Raw genomic sequence first — 20,155 nt, forward strand, 5'->3', positions numbered from 1 at the left:
GAGAGGAACAAAATGATTGAATTTAAAACCTCTTCCATGCGCATCGCCGCTGTGGCTGTTGTGCTGGGCTTGGCCGGTTGTGCAGGCACAGTCAGCAAAGGAGTTGATGATCAGGGGCAGGCCAAGGAGATCATCTTCCCTGACCCGGTCAAGCAACCCACGCAGCCCGAGGGCAGCTACCCCAACACTGAAAGCTTGCGCAATTTACGCGTAGGCTTGACGAAGACCCAAGTGTTTCAATTGATGGGAACTCCCCATTTCACGGAAGGCTTTGGGGCCAGAGAGTGGGACTATCTGCTGCATATGCAAGGCACGAATGTGGTTTGTCAGCTCAAGCTGATTTATGACAAGCAAGCGCAAATTGGCAGTATTTACTCTAAGCCTGAGGGTTGCTCGACAGTTGCTGCAGGCAAGTAACTGAAGCGAGCACTCTTATAGAACGCCCGGCATTGATGTCGGGCGTTTGTGTTTGGCGTGATGGTTAGAACAGGGGCGCACATAAGCGGCTGTGCCGGTGGCTGGCTGCTTTGAGACGAAATACTGGCGAGCGTATTTACAGTATGGGTGGAGTGCGTTTACGTTCGAACACTGGCAGTCCGTAACTGTCCGACACGAGACTTCGTGTTCTAGGCGCTTTGACACTGTTGCTTTTCTGTAAGATGGACATGTGCTGTATTTGCAAGCGATGGTTTCCCTTCGCTCCACAGCTGTCCGTGCACTAAAGGGTGCACGTGATATTCCAATTCGTCATGTAGAAAGGATCGATATGTCACGCTCTGTTTCCGACGTTGTTTCCCACGCCCAAGGCGATCTGGAAAAACTGGTTAGCGATTTGCGGGGTCTGCTGTCTGCCCGTGAACTGGACAAGATGCCTGAGATCAGTGCACTGCGCCAGCGTATCGATGACAGCATGAACGTGGTGCGCGATTCTGCGGCTCGCGCTGCTCAGGATGCTGCGCGTCAGGCTCGTGAAGCTGCCGATGTGGCTGACCGCTATGCTCATGATGAGCCTTGGCGCGTTGCCGGTGCAGCTTTGGCGGTGGGTGCTTTGGTCGGCTTTATGCTGGGCCGTCGTTAAGAGTCGCTGACTCTTACTAGGACAACTGCCTGTGAATTTAATTTCACTTTTAGGGCTTGACTCTTTGCTTGAGCGTTTTCGCGCAAACCTGCACGAGAGCGCCATGGCTGCTGAAGACCGTGTCGATCTAGCGCATCTAGAGTGGCAGCAGCACAAGAGTAGCCTGAAGACGCTGACGGTGCTCGCCATCGTTCTTGGCGCATTGACTGTTGTCGTGCTCATCGTGCTGACGCTTGCTGTTTTAGTGCAATTCTGGGACAGCCAGCATCGCACGCTGGTGGCTTGGTTGTTGGCGGGTGGCTGGGTGCTGATCTGGGCTCTGGGCTTGTGGCGTTTGCTATCTGCAGTTCAACAGCTGTCCAGCCCTTTCAGGTTGACTCGCCATGAGCTCAAATCAGACTGGAACGCTTTGAAGGAGAAGATTTGACTATGAACTCATCTCCTGAATTAACGACCGCTGAAAGCTTGGTAAAGCCTGCTGGCTTGCCCCCCAGCCTCTGGGATGACGCAACGCTTGAGCAAAAGCAGATGCTCTCGCGCATTTCGCGCCAGCGCTCGCGTATCAAGGGTCGCGCTTCGGCCAAAGCACAAGCTTTGGCGCTGCGCGAAACACAGCCAACTCAGGTTGATAGCAATGCGTCGCTGCCAGAGCGTTTGCTGACCTTTGTGCGTTTGCATCCTGTCGCAACGGCTGCCGCTGGTGCGCTGCTGATGGTCATTGGGCCGCGCAAATTGATTCGTTGGGGTACTGTGGCCATGCCTTGGGTAATGAAGTTGCAGCAGCGTGACCGCAGCTAATTGCGCAGCTAGCTGATTCGCCCCATATAAAAAAGCCCGCCAGACTTAGGTCTGGCGGGCTTTTTCTTTGTTGGCGGGCGGGCTGCAACAAGCTCGTGCATACAAGGAGCGCACGTAATCAAAGCACGTAGTTAACGCATTATTGCGATGGCCTCAGCCGACTCTTTCACCAAGTCTGGCCCGCGATAGATGAGGCCGCTGTAGATTTGCACCACATCAGCACCCGCCTCAATTTTGCTCACGGCATCTGATCCGCTCAGAATGCCGCCCACGCCAATGATAGGAAAGCCGCTGCCCAAAGCCGAGCGCAGTTGGCGAATGACTTGATTGCTGGCTTGCAGCACCGGGGCGCCAGACAGGCCGCCGGCTTCTTCTGCATGCTGCAGTCCCTTCACGGCATCGCGGCTGAGGGTGGTGTTGGTGGCTATCACCCCATCCATGCCGTGGCGCTGCAGTGTGGCGGCGATGACGCTCACTTGCTCTTCATCCAGATCTGGTGCGATTTTGACAAACACGGGTGTGCGTTTGCCATGCTGGCTAGACAGTTGCTCACGGCGGTTGGCAATGGCGCCAAGCAAGGAATCCAGTGCCTCATCACTTTGCAGAGCGCGCAGGTTCTTGGTGTTGGGGGAGCTAATGTTCACCGTCACGTAGTCGGCGTGGGGGTACACACCGTCAAGTGCCTTGATGTAATCGCTAGTGGCTTCTTCGATAGGGGTGGCGGCGTTCTTGCCGATGTTCAGGCCCAGCAGCATGGGGCCGCCCTTGGCTCTTACTTGTGAGCGACGTACATTGGCTAAAAAGGCGTCCAAGCCGTCGTTGTTAAAGCCCAGGCGGTTGATCAGCGCATTCTTTTCAGGGATGCGGAACATGCGCGGCTTGGGGTTGCCGGGCTGGGGCAGTGGCGTGACAGTGCCAACTTCCACGAAGCCAAAGCCCATGGCGGCCAGCGCATCGATACAGCGCGCATTTTTATCCAGACCTGCGGCCATGCCCACGCGGTTGGGGAACTTCAGTCCCGCCAGCTCGATGGGGTCTTGCACCATGGTGCGTGACCATGCGCATTGCAGCAGCGTGTTCTGACCCTTGGCCATGAGATTCATGGTGAGGTCGTGAGCCGCTTCGGGGTCCATGCCGAAAAGAATGGGACGAGTCAGAGAGTAAGGAATAAGAGACATGAGGATAATCGCAGGATTTTCTGGATTTTCACTCATGACGACACCTGCTGCACCCCTTTCTCAAGATGAACTGAAAACTTTGGTGGGGCAAGCTGCCCTGAAATATGTAGTAGCCGGTGAAATTGTGGGCGTGGGCACAGGCTCCACCGTCAACAAGTTCATCGATGCTCTGGCCACCATCAAGGATCAAATTCCTGGTGCGGTTTCAAGCTCCGTGGCAAGCACTGAGCGTTTGAAGGCACTGGGCATCACCGTGTTCGATGCCAATGAAGTAACACGCTTGGCCGTGTACATCGATGGCGCAGATGAAATCGATGGCAAGGGCTATATGGTCAAGGGCGGCGGCGCTGCGCTGACGCGCGAAAAGATTGTGGCGGCGCTGGCTGACCGCTTTGTCTGCATTGCCGATGAATCCAAATTGGTGAACGTGCTGGGTAATTTTCCACTGCCTGTGGAAGTGATTCCCATGGCTGCTGCCCAGATTGCCCGTCGCGTTGAAGGCATGGGAGCTGAAGTGACTGCGCAGATCCGCATGAAGGACGGCGCTGCTTTGGTGACTGACAACGGCCAGCATATTCTGGATGTGCGCGGTCTGAAGATCGCGGACCCTCTTGCGTTTGAGTCTGAAGTCAACCAGTGGCCTGGCGTGGTGACTGTTGGCGTGTTTGCGCACCAAAAGGCGGTTGTTTGCTTGCTGGGTACAGCGCAAGGCGTGCAGACGCTGGAGTATTAAGCCTTAGCCTGGTTTGAGCGCTAATTGAAAGAGCCACCGGCGTAATGCTAGTGGCTCTTTTTATGAATTTGATAGCTGTGAGTCCTTGTTTGATCAGGACTTGAGGCCTTTTTAAAGACTACTAATTAGGTATTGCTAGATCCGATTTTTTGAACTTATGCATTTTGTCGGCACTTTCGCAGTGCTTATCTAGGACAGTCTGTTGTGCCATTGGCGCCTCAAAAGACTATTGCGCTGTGGCAAGCTAGCCTTATCTGTAAAAAGCATTTGCTTTGATGAAACACGCGAAGGAAGTAATTGACTGAAGCAATTAACCGACGCAAGCAAGCGAAGCAAGAGATTGAATTTGATGCGTAAACGTACGCTTTTGTCCCTGAGTGCAGCGGCTGCGGCGGTTGTTGGCGGGGGCTGGAAGGCTTATTCCATGAACTCTATTTCGAACACCGTGCTGCCCGAGCATTTGTTGCAGCAACTCAAACCCTCACCGCGTATGCCGGTCATGTTTATTGGCCATGGTAGCCCCATGAATGTGATTGAGGACACACACTGGCGCCAGAGCTGGAAGGCGATGGGCCAAGAACTCAGCGCAAAAGGTATCGCCCCGCAGCTGATTTTGTGCGTGTCGGCCCACTGGCTGAGCGAAAGCGACTGGTCGCTGACCGGCATGGCCCAGCCGCGCACGATCCATGATTTTGGCGGCTTTCCGCAAGAGCTGTTCGACCAACGCTATCCAGCGCCCGGTGCGCCCGAGGTCGCCAAGCAGTTGGCGGCGCAGTTGCATTCGCCTTTAGACAACTCTGCCCTGTTGGTTGATCACGATTGGGGCTTTGACCATGGCACGTGGTCGGTGCTGCTGCCCATGTTTCCCGAGGCGAAAATCCCGGTCATGCAACTGAGCATGCCTTACGGGCTAGCGCCTGAGAAGCATTTTGAGATGGGCCGCCAGCTGCGTGCGCTGCGCGATAAGGGCGTTTTGATTGTGGGCAGTGGCAACGTGGTGCACAACCTGCGCGCTATGCGTCGCGATGTGGCGGACAACCAAGCGTTTGATTGGACGATTCAGTTTGACAACGAAGTGCAGCAGCGTTTTGACAGCGGCAATTTGGCGGACTTGAGCACTTTCTTAGACTGGGGGCCGCAGGCGCGTTTGGCACACCCCACGCATGACCACTATTTGCCATTGCTTTACGCCGCCGGTGCAGTGCAAGATGGCGAAGCACCGCGCATTTTTAACGCGGCCTATCAATATGGGGCGCTGTCTATGCGTTCAGCCATTTGGGGTTTGAACGCTTGAGGGTTGAGTTTCAGTCCGCTTGTGCTTGGATTTCTGAAAATTTAGGTGTTTTAAGCTTGTAGTCAAAGTAATTCAAGCATATGTAGCTACTGAATTGATAGTGTCGCAGGCATAAAAAAAGAGCAACGATTTTGAACCGGTTGCTCTTTTTGGTTTCAGGGCCGTGACCCTGAAGGCTGACCTTAGATCACTGCAGCGATGGCCTTGCAGACATGCTCAATGTTCTTGCTGTTCAGCGCAGCCACGCACATGCGGCCGGTGTCTGTGCCGTACACGCCGAATTCGGAGCGCAGGCGAACCATTTGCTCTTTAGAGAGGCCGGAGTACGAGAACATGCCGATTTGGGTGGTGATGAAGGACATGTCTTGCGTCACGCCAGCAGCCTTCAGGCCATCCACCAGCTTTTGGCGCATGGCCTTGATGCGCACACGCATCTCGCCGAGTTCAGCTTCCCACTGAGCGTACAGCTCGGGGTTGTTCAGCACGGCAGCCACCACAGCGCCACCATGTGTTGGTGGGTTGGAGTAATTGGTGCGGATGACAATCTTCAGCTGGCTCAGCACGCGAGCGGCTTCGTCCTTATCGGCAGCGACCACGGACAGGGCGCCGACGCGTTCACCGTACAGGCTGAAGCTCTTGGAGAAAGAGGTGGACACAAAAATGTCCAGACCCGCGGCGACGAACTTGGCGATCACAGCGCCGTCTTCGGCGATGCCGTAGCCAAAGCCTTGGTAAGCCATATCGAGGAAGGCAACCAGACCCTTGGCCTTAACCACTGCAATCACTTCTTCCCACTGAGCGGCGGTGATGTCGTAGCCGGTAGGGTTGTGGCAGCAAGCGTGCAGCACGACCACGGTGCCAGCAGCGGCAGCGTTCAGATCCGCCAGCATTCCAGCGAAGTCGATGGAGCGAGTCGCCGCATCGTAGTAAGAATAGGTGCCGACTTCAAAACCTGCGTTTTGGAAGATGGCCTTGTGGTTTTCCCAGCTGGGGTTGGAGATCAGAACCTTGGCGTTGGGGTTGATCTTCTTCAAGAAGTCAGCGCCAATCTTCAGGCCGCCCGTGCCGCCAATGGCTTGCACGGTGGAAACGCGGCCAGACTTGACCACGTCAGACTCAGCACCAAACACCAAAGCCTTGACGCCGTTGTCGTAAGCGGCGATACCGTCGATAGGCAGGTAGCCACGGGCGGTGGGCTTTTCCATCATGGCCTTTTCAGCGGCCTGCACGCACTGCAGCAAGGGCAGCTTGCCGTTGTCGTCGAAGTACACGCCCACGCCCAGGTTCACTTTGCTGGGGTTGGTGTCAGCATTGAATTGATCGTTCAGACCCAAGATAGGGTCGCGAGGAGCCATTTCGACGGCGGTAAACAGAGACATGAAAAATCCTTGAGGGATAGAAATAAGTCAGGTCACCCCCAATTACTAAGATAGAGCGCGTGTTGTCGAGTGCGATGGGCGCTGAGCTCGAACAAACGCTGCAGCCTAGGTTAGGCTTGAGGGTTAGCCAGCCATTCTACTCCGCGCTAACCCTATGCGCCACGGACATGACACCATGCAAGAACAAGATATGACTGCTGAGCCGCAAGGCCGTTTTGTGCAATACCCAGACTCGCCATTTGAGCTGTTTCAGCCCTATCAACCGGCGGGCGATCAGCCTGCGGCCATTGAAAAGCTGGTGGAAGGTGTCAATGACGGTGAAACCTATCAAACGCTGCTGGGCGTGACTGGCTCGGGCAAAACCTTCACCATGGCCAATGTGATTGCCCGCTTGGGTCGCCCGGCCATTGTGTTTGCGCCTAATAAGACGCTGGCTGCGCAGCTGTACTCAGAGTTCAGAGAGTTTTTTCCAAAAAACGCTGTGGAGTATTTTGTCAGCTACTACGACTACTACCAGCCTGAAGCCTATGTGCCCCAGCGCGACCTGTTCATTGAAAAGGACAGCGCTATCAATGAGCACATTGAGCAGATGCGCCTGTCGTGCACCAAAAGCATCATGGAGCGCCGCGATGTAGTGATTGTGGCCACGGTCTCGGCCATATACGGCATTGGCGAGCCTGAAAGTTATCACCGCATGATCATGACGCTGCGCACCGGCGACACGCTGAACCAGCGTGATGCGATTGCGCAACTGATTCGCATGCAGTATCAGCGCAACGATCAAGATTTCTCTCGCGGCACTTTCCGCGTGCGCGGCGATACGATTGATGTCTTTCCGGCCGAGCATTCCGAGCTGGCCGTGCGCATTGAGCTGTTTGACGACGAGGTAGAAAGCCTGCAGCTGTTTGACCCGCTGACAGGCCGTGTGCGCCAAAATATTCCGCGCTTTACCGTCTACCCCAGTAGTCACTACGTCACACCGCGCGACAAGGTACTGGAGGCGGTGGAGACGATTAAAGAAGAGCTGTCCGAGCGCCTAAAGCAACTGGTAGGAATGGGTAAGTTGGTAGAAGCTCAGCGGCTTGAGCAGCGCACCCGCTTTGACTTGGAAATGCTCAGCGAAGTAGGGCATTGCAAAGGCATTGAGAACTACACCCGCCATCTCTCTGCGTCTAACCCCGGCGATCCGCCCAGCACGCTCACCGACTACATGCCGCGCGATTCGATCATGTTTTTGGATGAGAGCCATCAAATGATTGGCCAGCTTAACGCCATGTACAACGGCGACCGGGCGCGCAAGACCACGCTGGTTGAGTATGGCTTTCGCTTGCTTTCCGCACTCGATAACCGCCCGCTTAAATTTAAAGAGTTTGAGCAGCGCATGCGCCAAGTGGTGTTTGTCTCGGCTACGCCGGCCGATTATGAAAAAACCCATGCCGGCCAAGTCGTTGAGCAGGTGGTGCGCCCGACGGGCTTGCTAGACCCGTTGATTGAGGTGCGCCCCGCTACTCATCAAGTTGATGATGTGCTGCAAGAAATTCGTATACGCTCGCAAAAGCATGAGCGCGTACTCATCACCACGCTGACCAAGCGCATGGCCGAGCAATTGACCGACTATTTGACGGACAACGGCGTGAAGGTGCGCTATCTACACTCCGATGTGGACACGGTAGAGCGCGTAGAAATCATCCGCGATCTGCGTTTGGGCGCGTTTGATGTGCTGGTTGGCATCAATTTGCTGCGCGAAGGCTTGGATATTCCCGAAGTCTCGCTAGTGGCGATTTTGGACGCGGACAAAGAAGGCTTTTTGCGTGCCGAGCGTAGCCTGATCCAGACCATAGGCCGCGCCGCGCGTAACGTGAACGGCAAAGCGATTTTGTACGCAGACCGCATTACGGAGTCGATGAAAAAGGCAATTGGCGAGACCGAGCGGCGCCGTGAAAAGCAAAAGCTTTTCAATCAAGAAAACGGAATTGTTCCTAAACAGATTGTCAAGAGGGTGAAAGACCTGATTGATGGTGTTTACAGCGAGAAAAGCGGCAAAGAGGCTGAACGTTTGCAAGATCAGGCTTTGCAAAAAGCGCGTGTTGAAGATATGTCTGAAAAAGATATCGCTAAAGAAATCAAGCGCTTGGAAAAGCAAATGCTCGAACACGCGAAGAATTTGGAGTTCGAGCAGGCTGGACGCGTTCGCGATCAACTGTCGCTACTCAAACAGCAGCTGTTTGGGGCAAATCCGTAGGACTGTGCCTTCAGTTTTGTCGGGGTTATTACGTGGGCGTGAGCGGTTACCCGACAAAATTAATGGGGAATGTGCTATACTTCGATCAAACACTCAACAACAAACTTCCCTCACAGAAGGGCTCTGAACCTAATTGCAGGACGGAGTAAGGGCGGAGACTGTGCTCGTTTAGGTGACTGTGACCAGGCGGGCGTTTCTGTAGCTAACAATCCTGACTGAAGGAGCTCATATGCGTCTTACAACTAAAGGCCGCTTTGCGGTCACCGCGATGATCGACCTGGCTTTGCGCCAGAACAACGGCCCCGTGACATTGGCAGCGATCAGCCAACGTCAGCAAATTTCGCTGTCTTATTTGGAGCAGCTGTTTGGCAAGCTGCGTCGTCACGAGCTGGTGGAATCCACCCGTGGTCCTGGCGGCGGCTACACCTTGGCCCGCAAGGCCACTGACATCACTGTGGCAGACATCATCGTCTCGGTGGACGAGCCTATTGATGCGACCCAGTGTGGCGGCAAAGAAAATTGTCTGGGCGAAGCAGGTCGCTGCATGACTCACGAGCTGTGGGCTGCACTGAACACACGCATGGTGGAATTTTTGGATTCCGTCACGCTGCAAAAGCTGGTGGACGAGCAGCTCGCCAAGGGTATCCAGATTGAGGATAAGCCCGTGGTTCGCCGCGCCATCTCCACAGCTCCTGTTGTCAAGCCTATCCGCGTGAATGCACCGAACTCGGTGTTTGCGCTGGGTAACGCCTTCGCTAAATCCTGATTGGGCTGCCGCTCAAGCTGAGTTTGAGCGGTAACTTAATCGGTTAAAGCCTGATTCCGATAGTCAGGGCAAAAAAGCATGCACGGCTGTGCGGCATGTTTCTTCGCCTTGGCCGCACCTAGAGTGCATCGATTTCCTCACGATCTGTCAGCCAATAACAAGATGAGCCAGTCATGGACATGACCCCGCACTTTCCCATTTATCTCGACTACGGCGCAACTACTCCTATGGATCCTCGCGTTGTTGACGCAATGATTCCTTGGTTGCGTGAGCACTTTGGTAACGCAGCATCGCGTAGCCATGCTTGGGGCTGGGAAGCTGAAGAAGCGATTGAGAACGCCCGCAAACAAGTGGCCGATCTGATCAATGCTGATCCGCGCGAAATCGTGTGGACCAGCGGTGCGACCGAGTCTGACAATCTGGCCATCAAGGGCGCTGCGCACTTCTACCAAGGCAAGGGCAAGCACCTGATCACGGTGAAAACCGAGCACAAGGCTGTGCTTGACACCATGCGTGAGCTGGAGCGTCAAGGCTTTGAAGTCACTTACCTAGATGTCAATGAAAACGGTCTGTTGGATCTGGAAGTGTTCAAGGCGGCAATCCGTCCTGACACCATTCTGGCTAGCGTGATGGCTGTGAACAATGAAATCGGTGTGGTTCAGGATCTGAACGCCATCGGTGCGCTGTGCCGCGAAAAGGGCATCATCTTCCACGTGGATGCTGCACAAGCCTCCGGCAAGATGGTTTTGGATATGCAAAACATGCCCATCGATTTGATGAGCTTGGCATCGCACAAGACTTATGGCCCTAAGGGTATCGGTGCTCTGTACGTGCGCCGCAAGCCTCGTGTGCGTCTTGAAGCGCAAATGCACGGCGGCGGTCATGAGCGCGGTATGCGCTCGGGTACGCTGGCTACGCACCAGATCGTGGGTATGGGTGAGGCTTTCCGCATCGCCAAGGAAGAGATGCCTAAGGACATGGAGCACGCTCGTGCCCTGCGTCAACGCCTGCTCGACGGCCTGAAGGATTTGGAGCAAGTCTTTGTGAACGGTGACATGGAGAACGGCGTTCCCCATTACCTGAACATGAGCTTCAACTACGTTGAAGGCGAGTCTTTGATCATGGGTATCAAGGGTCTGGCCGTGTCTTCTGGCTCAGCTTGCACCTCTGCCAGCCTGGAGCCCAGCTATGTGTTGCGTGCCTTAGGCCGCAGCGATGAGCTGGCTCACAGCTCGCTGCGCATGACTTTTGGTCGCTTTACGACTGAAGAAGAAATTGACTACGCAATCAAGACGATTCGTGAAAACGTGTTGAAGCTGCGCGAATTGAGCCCACTGTGGGAGATGTTTAAAGACGGCATCGACCTCAGCACTATTCAATGGGCTGCACACTAAGTACCGATTACTAAGAGTTCAAGAGGTAGACACCATGGCTTATTCTGAAAAAGTGGTAGACCACTATGAAAACCCCCGCAATGTGGGTTCCTTTGACAAGGGTGATGACACTGTTGGCACGGGCATGGTCGGCGCCCCAGCTTGCGGCGACGTGATGAAACTGCAAATCAAGGTCAACCCTTCCACGGGCGTGATTGAAGATGCGCGTTTCAAGACCTATGGCTGTGGCTCTGCCATTGCGTCTTCTTCGCTGGTGACCGAATGGGTCAAGGGCAAGACTTTGGACGAAGCGGCGGCTCTGAAGAACAGCCAGATCGCTGAAGAACTGGCTCTGCCTCCTGTGAAAGTCCACTGCTCCATTTTGGCGGAAGATGCCATCAAGGCTGCAGTGAACGACTACCGCGCAAAGCGCACCACAGCGGAAGCTTGAGGCTATGGCTATTTCAATGACCGAGGCGGCTGCCCGTCATGTGAATCGCTATCTCTCGCGTCGTGGCAAGGGTGTTGGCGTCCGTTTGGGCGTCAAGACCACAGGCTGCTCTGGCTTGGCTTACAAGTTGGAGTATGTGGATGAGATCTTGCCTGATGACGTGGTTTTTGAAGATCAAGGCATTAAGGTGCTGGTCGATCCCAAGAGCCTGGCCTATATCGACGGCACCGTGCTGGACTTTGTGCGCGAAGGCCTGAACGAGGGCTTTAAGTTCACCAACCCTAACGAGCGTGATCGTTGTGGTTGTGGCGAGAGCTTCCGGATTTAACCCCCTGAGTCGCTTTGCGCCTTCCCCCAAGGGGACGACACCTTCGCTGCGAGGCGGCTCTTGCTTGGTGTCACTGATGTGCATTGCGTCCAGTTTTAGTACTGAACCGCCTCAGCCTCGCTGAAGGCGGTTTTTTAATGCCATGAATCTGCAATCTGACGACTTTGAATTGTTTGGCCTGCCGTGCAAATTTGCGCAAGAGCGCAGCCAGATTGATGCACGCTGGAAAGAGCTTCAGCGTGAGGCACATCCAGATCGCTTTTCTGCACAAGGCGCAGCTGCTCAGCGCGTTGCCATGCAGTGGTCTGTGCGTATCAACGAGGCTTATCAACGACTGAAGGATCCACTCAAGCGCGCAGCGTACTTGTGTGAGTTACTGGGCGCTCCTGTGCGGGCTGAAGACAACACCTCCATGCCCGCCGCTTTTTTGATGCAGCAGATGGATTGGCGTGAATCTTTGGAAGATGCAACTTCGGAGTCGGCGCTGGATGCGCTGGATGACGAAGTGCTCAGCGCCAAAAAGCAAATGCTGGCGGAATGCGCTCGACTGCTGGATGAAGTGAATGACCCCGCTGCAGCAGTTCAGCAGGTGAGAGCCCTCATGTTTGTTGCGCGATTTGCGCAAGATGTGGAGCGCCGTCGCGATCAACTGGGACAATAAGACCCAGAGCACAATTCGAGGCATTGCCCTCGGGATATATCCATCTTAAAAAGGCCAGCTCCACTGGCCTTTGACATTCCAAAAGAAGAATTTCATGGCGCTTTTGCAGATTTCCGAGCCCGGCCAATCGCCCGATCCTCATCAGCGACGCATTGCTGTAGGCATTGACCTTGGCACCACGCATTCGCTGGTCGCTTCTGTGCGCAATGGTGTATCTGAATGCCTGCCTGATGATCAAGGCCGCGTGCTTTTGCCATCCGTGGTTCGTTATATGGAAATGGGTCGCCGCCAGATCGGTTTTGACGCTAAGGCCGCCCAGGCTTCCGATGCGGCTAACACCATTAGCTCTGCCAAGCGCTTTATGGGCCGCAGTCTGTCGGATATCGACGAGCCGCAAAACCTGCCTTATCAATTCAAGACCGATGGTGACAGCAGCGTCATCACCATTGAAACGATTGATGGTGCGAAGACGCCCATCGAAATCAGCGCTGAGATTCTGGCCACGCTGCGCTTTCGTGCAGAAGACACTTTTGACGACGAGCTCTACGGCGCCGTCATCACAGTGCCTGCTTACTTTGATGATGCCCAACGTCAGGCCACCAAAGATGCAGCCAAGCTGGCCGGCATCAACTTGCTGCGCTTGATTAACGAACCTACTGCAGCTGCCATTGCCTACGGTTTGGACAACGCCTCTGAAGGTGTCTACGCCGTGTATGACTTAGGCGGCGGCACGTTTGATATCTCCGTGCTACGCCTTTCACAAGGTGTGTTTGAAGTCATTGCCACTGGCGGTGACTCTGCTTTAGGCGGCGATGATTATGACGATGCTTTGGCGGCGTGGGTGGCCGAAAAGACAGGCACGCAGCTGCAAAGCGGGGCGGATAAAACCATTTGGCGTATTGCTGCACGCAACTGCAAGCAGGCTTTGACCGATGCAGAAATCGTAGCGTTTACTGCCGATATTTCCTCGGGTTCAGTCACTTTTGACGTTAAACGTGATGAGTTCATTGGACTGACTGCTCACTTAACTGCTAAGAGTTTGTCAGCCGTGCGCCGTGCGCTCAAGGATGCAGAGCTCAGCCGTGATGAAGTGCAGGGCGTGGTGATGGTGGGCGGCTCTACTCGCATGCCCCAGATTCGTCAGGCGGTTGCTGATTTCTTTGGCAGCGAGCCACTCACCAATCTCAACCCCGATGAAGTGGTAGCGCTGGGCGCGGCCATTCAAGCCAATCAATTGGCTGGCAACAGCACGGCCGGTGATTTGCTGCTGCTGGATGTGATACCGCTTTCGCTGGGTGTGGAGACTATGGGCGGTCTGGCTGAGCGCATCATCACTCGTAACGAAACTATTCCCACAGCGCGTGCGCAGGACTTCACCACGTACAAGGATGGTCAAACCGCACTGGCTATTCACGTGGTGCAAGGCGAGCGTGACTTAGTGGCAGACTGCCGCAGTTTGGCGCGCTTTGAGCTGCGCGGTATCCCGCCCATGGCGGCAGGTGCAGCGCGCATTCGCGTGACCTTTACGGTGGATGCTGATGGCTTGCTGGCCGTTAGCGCCAAAGAGCAACTCAGTGGCGTGGAAGCGAGCATCAACGTCAAGCCATCCTATGGTTTGTCTGATGATCAAATTGCCCAGATGCTGCAAGATGGCTTTGCGACAGCTCAGCAAGACATGAAGGCTCGCGCCTTGGTTGAGGCACGTGTGGATGCAGATCGTATGATTTTGGCAACCAACAGTGCATTGGCTGCCGATGGTGATGTGCTCAGCAGCGCAGAGCGAGAGCTAATTGATGCCTTGATGCAGGCGTTGCACGCAGCGGTTTCCAGCGAAGATCCTGCCGTTGTGGAAGGCGCGACTCAGGCCTTGGCCAAGGGCACAGAAGCATTTGCGGCAGAGCGTATGAACCGCAGCATTCAAAAGGCGCTGGCCGGTAAAGATTTGAACTCTATTTAATTCATAAGCAGAACAATATGCCCATCATCAAAATTCTTCCTCACGCTGAATATTGCCCAGAAGGCAAAGAAATTGACGCACCTGTTGGCACTTCGATCTGCGAAGCCATGCTGGATAACGGTGTCAATATTGAGCACGCTTGCGATATGAGCTGTGCTTGCACGACGTGCCACGTTATCGTCAAGGAAGGCCTCAACTCGCTCAATGAAGCGCAAGAGGAAGAGGAAGACTTGCTCGACCGCGCATGGGGCCTACAGCCTCAGTCGCGCCTGTCTTGCCAAACTATTTTGGCACGTGAGAATGTGACTGTGGAGATTCCCAAATACTCCATCAATCACGCTAAAGAGAATCACTGACCCCCTGGGCGGCTGCGCCGCTTCCCCCTCTCTCTTCGGGAGGGGGACGATGCCTTTGCCGCGAGGCGGCTCTTGCTTGGCATCCCGACTTGGCTTGTGCCAGTTTTGGCGCGTTGTTGCAGGTAATGGAGAGAAAACGAATGTCGCGCCAAATTATTCTGGATACAGAAACAACGGGCTTGTCGGTCTTTGAAGGTGACCGCTTGATTGAGCTAGGTTGCGTGGAGATGGTGAACCGCAAGCTCACAGGCAACAATCTGCACCTGTACTTCAATGCGGGCCGGGACAGCCATCCGGATGCGTTGCGTGTACACGGTATCACGACGGAGTTCTTAAAGGACAAACCGCGTTTTGCTGACAAGATTGATGAGATCTGGGAGTACCTGCAAGGCGCCGAGATCATCATTCACAACGCGCCGTTTGACTTGGGGTTTCTGAACAACGAGCTCAAACTGGCCAAACGTCCGCCCATCCAGAAATGTGTTTCGGGTGTGATTGACACCTTGGTCATGGCCAAGGAAATGTACCCGGGTAAGCGCAACTCGTTGGATTCTTTGTGTGACCGCCTTGGCGTTGACAACTCCAACCGCACACTGCACGGTGCTTTGCTGGACTCGGAGTTGCTAGCCGATGTCTACATCAATCTCACGCGTGGTCAAGATGCGCTGCTGATGACAGAGGAGCCTGCAGAGGCGCAAACTGCTGGCGCGATTGTCATACCGTCTGTAGATCTGAGCACCTTCAAGCTGCCGGTGTTACGTGCTAATGAGCAAGAGCAGCAGGCGCATGATGATGTGCTTCAGCAACTGGATAAATCCAGCGGCGGTAAGACTGCATGGCGCAGCTTTGAAAATGTGGGTGCCTAAGAGTCATCTGGCATCAGTCACAGAAAGTGTGAAGGTCTAAATTCAGGCTTTTTCTCGGGCCTGAATTTCCAGGACGTTTAATAACGTAAACGCCCTCAGTAAACTTTGAATTTACTGAGGGCGTTTGTGTTTTTGCGTCAGCACAGGGGCCGTATAGACCGCATAGGCCGGAGCGGAGTCCGGCCTGCTCGCATTACTTCTTCAGGTCAAAACGGTCCAGTTCCATGACCTTGACCCAAGCGGCCACGAAGTCGTTATAGAACTTTTGCTCGTTGCCCTTTTCGGCATACACCTCAGCCAGAGCGCGCAGGATGGAGTTCGAGCCAAACACCAAGTCAACGCGAGTGCCGGTCCACTTCATCGCGCCAGTCTTGCGGTCCAAACCTTGGTAGGTGCCGTCTTTCAGGTCAGTCCACTGTGTAGACATGTCCAGAATGTTGGTGAAGAAGTCGGTGCTCAGCTGGCCTGGCTTGCTGGTCAACACGCCATAGGTGCTGCCGCCCGTGTTAATGTTGATCGAACGCAGGCCGCCAACTAAAACGGTCATTTCTGGAGCGGTCAAAGTCATCAACTGCGACTTGTCGATCAGCAGCGCTTCCGGGGCGGCTGGGAAGCTGCCTTGCAAATGGTTGCGGAAGCCGTCTGCCTTAGGCTCCAAGTACTTGAACGACTCCACATCGGTTTGCTCTTGCGAAGCGTCTGTGCGGCCAGCGCGGAAGGGCACTTTCAGAGTTACGCCAGCGGCAGCGGCGGCTTGCTCCACGCCCACGCTGCCAGCCAGTACGATCAAGTCAGCCAGCGAGATTTTCAGATCAGCTCGGATGCTTTCGAGCACGGCCAGTACCTTGCTCAATTGGGTAGGGTTGTTGGCAGCCCAATCTTTTTGAGGAGCAAGGCGAATGCGTGCGCCGTTGGCGCCACCGCGCTTGTCGCCGCCGCGGAAGGTGGAAGCCGATGCCCAGGCGGTGCCGACAAGCTCTTGCACGGTCAGGCCAGATGCAGCGATTTTTTCTTTGGCAGCAGCGATGGTGGCGTCAGAGGTGGCTTCAGTGGCTTTGGGCACTGCGTCTTGCCACAGCAGTTCTTCCTTCGGTGCTTCTGGGCCAATGTAGCGTGAGCGTGGACCCAGATCGCGGTGAGTCAGCTTGAACCAGGCGCGTGCAAAGGCTTCTGCAAAGGCTTGGGGATTTTCCAGAAAGCGGCGCGAGATTTTTTCATAAGCTGGGTCGACGCGCAGGGCGATGTCGGACGTCAGCATGGTGGGCTTGCGTTTGGCGCCGCCCGCATCGGGGGCAGGGATGACATCTCCTGCGTCCTTGGCCTCCCATTGCAGGGCACCGGCGGGGCTTGTGGTCTTTACCCATTCAAAGCCAAACAGGTTTTCGAAGAAGAAGTTGCTCCATTGCGTAGGCGTTTGCGTCCAGGTTACTTCCAAGCCGGAGGTGATGGCGTCTTTACCGTGGCCCGAGCCAAAGCTGCTCTTCCAGCCAAGGCCTTGGGCTTCCAAGCCTGCAGATTCAGGTTCCGCGCCAATGCTGGCAGCATCGCCTGCGCCATGGGTCTTGCCGAAGGTGTGGCCGCCAGCGATCAGGGCGACAGTTTCTTCATCGTCCATGGCCATACGCGCGAAGGTGTCGCGGATGTCACGGGCCGAAGCTAGGGGGTCACCGTTGCCGTCGGGTCCTTCGGGGTTCACATAGATAAGGCCCATCTGCACGGCGGCTAGTGGGTTTTCCAGGTCGCGCTCGCCGGAGTAACGGCTTTGGGGGTTGTTGGTGGGGGCGAGCCATTCTTTTTCAGCACCCCAGTAGATGTCTTGATCAGGTTCCCAAGTGTCCACGCGGCCGCCGGAGAAACCGAAGGTGCGAAAGCCCATGGTTTCCAGCGCGACGTTGCCGGTCAAGATCATCAAGTCAGCCCATGAGATGGCGTTGCCATACTTTTGCTTGATGGGCCACAGCAAGCGGCGGGATTTGTCGATGTTGACGTTGTCTGGCCAGCTGTTTAAGGGGGCGAAGCGCTGTTGACCACGGCCACCGCCACCACGGCCGTCTTGCACGCGGTAAGTGCCGGCGCTGTGCCATGCCATGCGGATAAATTGAGGGCCGTAGTGTCCGTAGTCTGCTGGCCACCACTCTTGCGAGTCGGTCATCAAGGCGCGCAAATCGCGTTTGAGTGCCTCATAGTCAAGTTTATTGAAGGCTGCCGCGTAGTCAAAATCTTCACCCAGTGGGTTGCTTTTTTCATTGTGCTGGCTCAGCAGTTCAAGGCGCAGTCGATCTGGCCACCAATGTTGATTGCCCGTGGCGTTACCCACGACAGCGGTTTCGCTGTTTTTACCTTGGTGGAAGGGGCACTTGGATTCTGTAGTCATGGGGCTCTCCGTTTCAACAGACCGACGAGTCGGTGGGCTTGGTAAATTGACATCAATCAAATTTAATCAATAGCTGTTTACGATTGATTGATGTTTATTATCGGTGGCTTGCGTAGCAAATGACCATGTTTTGCTATTGAAATTACTAAGCCTGCTCATAGTGAGAAATGTAGTGGCTTGATCGGATGCAGATGAAGGTAAGCGTTCTGTGCAAAGCGCGTGGCTCATCCAAATCTTGGATCATTTTGAGCGTATGCGAGCGGACTCATTTGCACAAGCATTAGTCTTAAGATTAAGTAATTCTCCTAATCTTTGAGGAGGTTGCGCGATAAATCCTGCTCTCAAATCGATACTAATTTGTGTACTAAATCGGCGGCGGTAGAGGCTCCATATTTGCGCATCAATCTGGCACGGTAAATTTCTACCGTACGGTGGCTAATCCCAAGAGCTTTGCCGATTTCTTTGCTGGTCATGCCTTCGAGCAGTCGCGCGGCCACCTCGCGCTCACGGCCTGTGAGTTCTGCTTTGACGGCGCGCTGTGCCGAGAGGTCTTCAAAGCTCCATATTCCCGACGCATGTGGGTCTTTGCGGTCTTGTGTACGGCCACTGACATGACACCAAAACAGCTCGCCATTGGCACGCTTCATGATGCGACTGTCGGAGTAAATGCCTTTGGTGTTGAGGATAGGGCCGATACGCACACCTAGCCGCTCGTATTCATCAACGCTGGGGTAGAGCAGCTGAAACGTTTGACCTATCAACAGCTCACGAGATGCATGAAACATTTCGCATAACTGCTGATTGCAGTCGATCATGATGCGGTTGCGCGAAATAACTAGGCCGACCGGTGCCGTATCAAACGCTAGCTGGTAGTCCACCTTCATAGTACTGATCTTTACGAAAAACTACTTACTTGAGTACGTAGTATCGTAGTGCATCCCAGATAAAGGAGACAAATGTGAAAAAACTCTACCCATCCGCAGCAGCAGCGCTTGATGGCGTTGTGGCTGACGGGCAATTGCTGGCTGTTGGCGGCTTTGGCCTGTGCGGTATTCCTGAAGCTTTGATCGATGCAGTGTGTGCCAGCGGCGTCAAGAATCTGACGGTTGCGTCGAACAATGCCGGCGTGGACGGCTTTGGTTTGGGCAAGCTGCTGGATACACGTCAGGTCAAAAAAATGATCTCCAGTTACGTGGGCGAAAACAAAGAGTTCGAACGCCAGTATCTGGCCGGCGAATTGGAGCTGGAATTTACCCCCCAAGGCACGCTGGCCGAGAAGATGCGCGCAGGCGGCGCTGGTATCCCCGCGTTCTTCACCAAGACCGGTGTGGGCACCTTGGTGGCGGAGGGTAAAGAACTGCGCGAATTCGATGGCGAGACCTATGTGATGGAGCGCTCTATCGTTGCTGACGTGTCCCTCGTTAAAGCTTGGCGAGCGGACAAAAGCGGAAATTTGCAGTTCCGCCTAACGGCTCGTAACTTCAACCCTGCAGCGGCAACTTGCGGCAAGGTCTGCGTGGTCGAAGTGGAAGAGTTGGTGGAGATTGGCGAGATTGCCCCAGATGATATCCATCTGCCAGGCATCTACGTGAACCGCATTGTTCACAACGCTACACCTGAAAAGCGCATCGAAAAGCGCACCATCACCGAAACTAATACAGAGAAAAAATAAGGAGCTGTCATGCCTTGGACCCAAGACCAAATGGCCGCGCGTGCGGCCCAGGAACTCGAAGACGGCTTCTATGTCAACCTCGGTATCGGCATTCCTACGCTGGTGGCCAACCACACGGGTGATAAAGAGGTGTGGCTGCAATCCGAGAACGGCATGCTGGGCATTGGTCCCTTTCCGACTGAAGACCAAGTCGACGCTGACTTGATCAACGCCGGTAAGCAGACTGTCACCACGATTGCTGGCTCGGCCATCTTTGGCTCTGATCAATCGTTTGCCATGATTCGCGGCGGCAAGATCAATTTGTCGATTCTGGGCGCCATGCAAGTGTCCGAAAAGGGCGACCTGGCCAACTGGATGATCCCCGGCAAGATGGTCAAGGGCATGGGCGGCGCCATGGACTTGGTGGCCGGCGTCAAGCGTGTCATCGTACTGATGGAGCATGTGGCCAAGAAAAAAGACGGTACAACAGACTTGAAAATCTTGCCTGCTTGTACCTTGCCTTTGACTGGCCTTGGCGTGGTGGACCGCATCATCACTGATTTAGGTGTGATGGATGTGACGCCTGAAGGTCTGAAGTTGGTGGAGCTGGCTGATGGCGTCAGCTTTGCTGAGATTCAGTCTAAGACTGGCGTCACGCTGATTCGCTAAT

The 20,155-nt window shown here is 54.8% G+C and carries 21 protein-coding genes; 17 read left to right on the forward strand and 4 right to left on the reverse strand.

The window, feature by feature from the left end; all coding sequences use genetic code 11:
* Positions 1–12 precede the first annotated feature (12 nt).
* The 4 genes from KUF54_RS06395 (at position 13) to KUF54_RS06410 (ending at position 1,876) form a co-directional block, all read left to right on the forward strand.
* A complete protein-coding gene (locus KUF54_RS06395; RefSeq protein ID WP_219345815.1) occupies positions 13–417 on the forward strand; it encodes an outer membrane protein assembly factor BamE in 405 nt (134 codons plus the stop codon).
* A gap of 349 nt (positions 418–766) precedes the next feature.
* Positions 767–1,078, forward strand: coding sequence for a DUF883 family protein (locus KUF54_RS06400; RefSeq protein WP_219345816.1), 312 nt, complete (start codon positions 767–769; stop codon positions 1,076–1,078).
* A 25-nt stretch (positions 1,079–1,103) separates the two neighbouring features.
* Positions 1,104–1,505, forward strand: coding sequence for a phage holin family protein (locus KUF54_RS06405; protein WP_219346294.1), 402 nt, complete (start codon positions 1,104–1,106; stop codon positions 1,503–1,505).
* Between the two features lie 2 nt (positions 1,506–1,507).
* The gene (locus KUF54_RS06410) at positions 1,508–1,876 is read left to right on the forward strand and encodes a hypothetical protein (protein WP_219345817.1); all 369 of its coding nucleotides are present in this window, start codon (positions 1,508–1,510) and stop codon (positions 1,874–1,876) included.
* 131 nt (positions 1,877–2,007) lie between these two features.
* On the opposite strand, the gene KUF54_RS06415 is transcribed toward KUF54_RS06410, so the two are convergent.
* Positions 2,008–3,054 carry a quinone-dependent dihydroorotate dehydrogenase gene (locus tag KUF54_RS06415; protein ID WP_219345818.1) on the reverse strand — a complete coding sequence of 349 codons (1,047 nt, stop codon included), beginning with the start codon at positions 3,052–3,054 and terminating at the stop codon, positions 2,008–2,010.
* A gap of 34 nt (positions 3,055–3,088) precedes the next feature.
* Here KUF54_RS06415 and rpiA point away from each other — a divergent pair, with 34 nt between their 5' ends.
* Both rpiA and ygiD read left to right on the forward strand, forming a co-directional pair.
* Positions 3,089–3,787, forward strand: a complete 699-nt coding sequence (rpiA, locus tag KUF54_RS06420; protein ID WP_219345819.1) for a ribose-5-phosphate isomerase RpiA — start codon at positions 3,089–3,091, stop codon at positions 3,785–3,787.
* Between the two features lie 424 nt (positions 3,788–4,211).
* Positions 4,212–5,081: a 4,5-DOPA dioxygenase extradiol gene (ygiD, locus tag KUF54_RS06425; RefSeq protein WP_370627583.1), complete on the forward strand. Its 870-nt coding sequence runs from the start codon at positions 4,212–4,214 to the stop codon at positions 5,079–5,081.
* Positions 5,082–5,263: 182 nt separating this feature from the next.
* Here ygiD and KUF54_RS06430 read toward each other — a convergent pair whose 3' ends face one another.
* Positions 5,264–6,460: an amino acid aminotransferase gene (locus KUF54_RS06430; RefSeq protein ID WP_219345820.1), complete on the reverse strand. Its 1,197-nt coding sequence runs from the start codon at positions 6,458–6,460 to the stop codon at positions 5,264–5,266.
* A 175-nt stretch (positions 6,461–6,635) separates the two neighbouring features.
* Between KUF54_RS06430 and uvrB the strand changes: the two genes are divergently transcribed.
* The 9 genes from uvrB (at position 6,636) to dnaQ (ending at position 15,460) form a co-directional block, all read left to right on the forward strand.
* Positions 6,636–8,702: an excinuclease ABC subunit UvrB gene (gene uvrB / locus KUF54_RS06435; RefSeq protein WP_304518283.1), complete on the forward strand. Its 2,067-nt coding sequence runs from the start codon at positions 6,636–6,638 to the stop codon at positions 8,700–8,702.
* A 229-nt stretch (positions 8,703–8,931) separates the two neighbouring features.
* Positions 8,932–9,468, forward strand: a complete 537-nt coding sequence (gene iscR / locus KUF54_RS06440; RefSeq protein ID WP_219345821.1) for a Fe-S cluster assembly transcriptional regulator IscR — start codon at positions 8,932–8,934, stop codon at positions 9,466–9,468.
* Between the two features lie 173 nt (positions 9,469–9,641).
* Positions 9,642–10,862 carry an IscS subfamily cysteine desulfurase gene (locus KUF54_RS06445; protein ID WP_219345822.1) on the forward strand — a complete coding sequence of 407 codons (1,221 nt, stop codon included), beginning with the start codon at positions 9,642–9,644 and terminating at the stop codon, positions 10,860–10,862.
* Between the two features lie 34 nt (positions 10,863–10,896).
* A complete protein-coding gene (iscU, locus tag KUF54_RS06450) occupies positions 10,897–11,292 on the forward strand; it encodes a Fe-S cluster assembly scaffold IscU (protein ID WP_219345823.1) in 396 nt (131 codons plus the stop codon).
* 4 nt (positions 11,293–11,296) lie between these two features.
* A complete protein-coding gene (gene iscA, locus KUF54_RS06455; protein ID WP_219345824.1) occupies positions 11,297–11,620 on the forward strand; it encodes an iron-sulfur cluster assembly protein IscA in 324 nt (107 codons plus the stop codon).
* Positions 11,621–11,762: 142 nt separating this feature from the next.
* Positions 11,763–12,281 carry a Fe-S protein assembly co-chaperone HscB gene (hscB, locus tag KUF54_RS06460; RefSeq protein ID WP_219345825.1) on the forward strand — a complete coding sequence of 173 codons (519 nt, stop codon included), beginning with the start codon at positions 11,763–11,765 and terminating at the stop codon, positions 12,279–12,281.
* 94 nt (positions 12,282–12,375) lie between these two features.
* The gene (hscA, locus tag KUF54_RS06465) at positions 12,376–14,238 is read left to right on the forward strand and encodes a Fe-S protein assembly chaperone HscA (protein WP_219345826.1); all 1,863 of its coding nucleotides are present in this window, start codon (positions 12,376–12,378) and stop codon (positions 14,236–14,238) included.
* A gap of 17 nt (positions 14,239–14,255) precedes the next feature.
* Positions 14,256–14,594 carry an ISC system 2Fe-2S type ferredoxin gene (fdx, locus tag KUF54_RS06470; protein ID WP_219345827.1) on the forward strand — a complete coding sequence of 113 codons (339 nt, stop codon included), beginning with the start codon at positions 14,256–14,258 and terminating at the stop codon, positions 14,592–14,594.
* Positions 14,595–14,734: 140 nt separating this feature from the next.
* Complete coding sequence (gene dnaQ, locus KUF54_RS06475) at positions 14,735–15,460, forward strand: DNA polymerase III subunit epsilon (RefSeq protein WP_219345828.1); 726 nt, start codon at positions 14,735–14,737, stop codon at positions 15,458–15,460.
* Positions 15,461–15,653: 193 nt separating this feature from the next.
* Here the strand turns inward: dnaQ and katG are convergent, their stop codons facing one another.
* Together katG and KUF54_RS06485 are read right to left on the reverse strand one after the other, a co-directional pair.
* Positions 15,654–17,834, reverse strand: a complete 2,181-nt coding sequence (gene katG / locus KUF54_RS06480; RefSeq protein WP_219345829.1) for a catalase/peroxidase HPI — start codon at positions 17,832–17,834, stop codon at positions 15,654–15,656.
* A gap of 341 nt (positions 17,835–18,175) precedes the next feature.
* Positions 18,176–18,718, reverse strand: coding sequence for a PAS and helix-turn-helix domain-containing protein (locus tag KUF54_RS06485; protein ID WP_219345830.1), 543 nt, complete (start codon positions 18,716–18,718; stop codon positions 18,176–18,178).
* Positions 18,719–18,792: 74 nt separating this feature from the next.
* Here KUF54_RS06485 and KUF54_RS06490 point away from each other — a divergent pair, with 74 nt between their 5' ends.
* Entirely contained in the window at positions 18,793–19,506 is a 714-nt protein-coding gene (locus tag KUF54_RS06490; RefSeq protein ID WP_219345831.1) for a CoA transferase subunit A, read from the forward strand.
* A 9-nt stretch (positions 19,507–19,515) separates the two neighbouring features.
* The gene (locus tag KUF54_RS06495) at positions 19,516–20,154 is read left to right on the forward strand and encodes a 3-oxoacid CoA-transferase subunit B (protein WP_219345832.1); all 639 of its coding nucleotides are present in this window, start codon (positions 19,516–19,518) and stop codon (positions 20,152–20,154) included.
* Position 20,155: the final 1 nt, after the last annotated feature.

The sequence above is a fragment of the Comamonas sp. Y33R10-2 genome (genome assembly GCF_019355935.1).
Classification (GTDB): Bacteria; Pseudomonadota; Gammaproteobacteria; order Burkholderiales; family Burkholderiaceae_C; genus Comamonas.

Excerpts from the sequence above, each read along its gene's own strand:
- KUF54_RS06395 (WP_219345815.1), top strand. The coding sequence starts at position 13 with ATGATTGAATTTAAAACCTCTTCCATGCGCATCGCCGCTGTGGCTGTT.
- KUF54_RS06400 (WP_219345816.1), top strand. The coding sequence starts at position 767 with ATGTCACGCTCTGTTTCCGACGTTGTTTCCCACGCCCAAGGCGATCTG.
- KUF54_RS06410 (WP_219345817.1), top strand. The coding sequence starts at position 1,508 with ATGAACTCATCTCCTGAATTAACGACCGCTGAAAGCTTGGTAAAGCCT.
- KUF54_RS06415 (WP_219345818.1), bottom strand. The coding sequence starts at position 3,054 with ATGTCTCTTATTCCTTACTCTCTGACTCGTCCCATTCTTTTCGGCATG.
- rpiA (WP_219345819.1), top strand. The coding sequence starts at position 3,089 with ATGACGACACCTGCTGCACCCCTTTCTCAAGATGAACTGAAAACTTTG.
- ygiD (WP_370627583.1), top strand. The coding sequence starts at position 4,212 with ATGAACTCTATTTCGAACACCGTGCTGCCCGAGCATTTGTTGCAGCAA.
- KUF54_RS06430 (WP_219345820.1), bottom strand. The coding sequence starts at position 6,460 with ATGTCTCTGTTTACCGCCGTCGAAATGGCTCCTCGCGACCCTATCTTG.
- uvrB (WP_304518283.1), top strand. The coding sequence starts at position 6,636 with ATGCAAGAACAAGATATGACTGCTGAGCCGCAAGGCCGTTTTGTGCAA.
- iscR (WP_219345821.1), top strand. The coding sequence starts at position 8,932 with ATGCGTCTTACAACTAAAGGCCGCTTTGCGGTCACCGCGATGATCGAC.
- KUF54_RS06445 (WP_219345822.1), top strand. The coding sequence starts at position 9,642 with ATGGACATGACCCCGCACTTTCCCATTTATCTCGACTACGGCGCAACT.
- iscU (WP_219345823.1), top strand. The coding sequence starts at position 10,897 with ATGGCTTATTCTGAAAAAGTGGTAGACCACTATGAAAACCCCCGCAAT.
- iscA (WP_219345824.1), top strand. The coding sequence starts at position 11,297 with ATGGCTATTTCAATGACCGAGGCGGCTGCCCGTCATGTGAATCGCTAT.
- hscB (WP_219345825.1), top strand. The coding sequence starts at position 11,763 with ATGAATCTGCAATCTGACGACTTTGAATTGTTTGGCCTGCCGTGCAAA.
- hscA (WP_219345826.1), top strand. The coding sequence starts at position 12,376 with ATGGCGCTTTTGCAGATTTCCGAGCCCGGCCAATCGCCCGATCCTCAT.
- fdx (WP_219345827.1), top strand. The coding sequence starts at position 14,256 with ATGCCCATCATCAAAATTCTTCCTCACGCTGAATATTGCCCAGAAGGC.
- dnaQ (WP_219345828.1), top strand. The coding sequence starts at position 14,735 with ATGTCGCGCCAAATTATTCTGGATACAGAAACAACGGGCTTGTCGGTC.
- katG (WP_219345829.1), bottom strand. The coding sequence starts at position 17,834 with ATGACTACAGAATCCAAGTGCCCCTTCCACCAAGGTAAAAACAGCGAA.
- KUF54_RS06485 (WP_219345830.1), bottom strand. The coding sequence starts at position 18,718 with ATGAAGGTGGACTACCAGCTAGCGTTTGATACGGCACCGGTCGGCCTA.
- KUF54_RS06495 (WP_219345832.1), top strand. The coding sequence starts at position 19,516 with ATGCCTTGGACCCAAGACCAAATGGCCGCGCGTGCGGCCCAGGAACTC.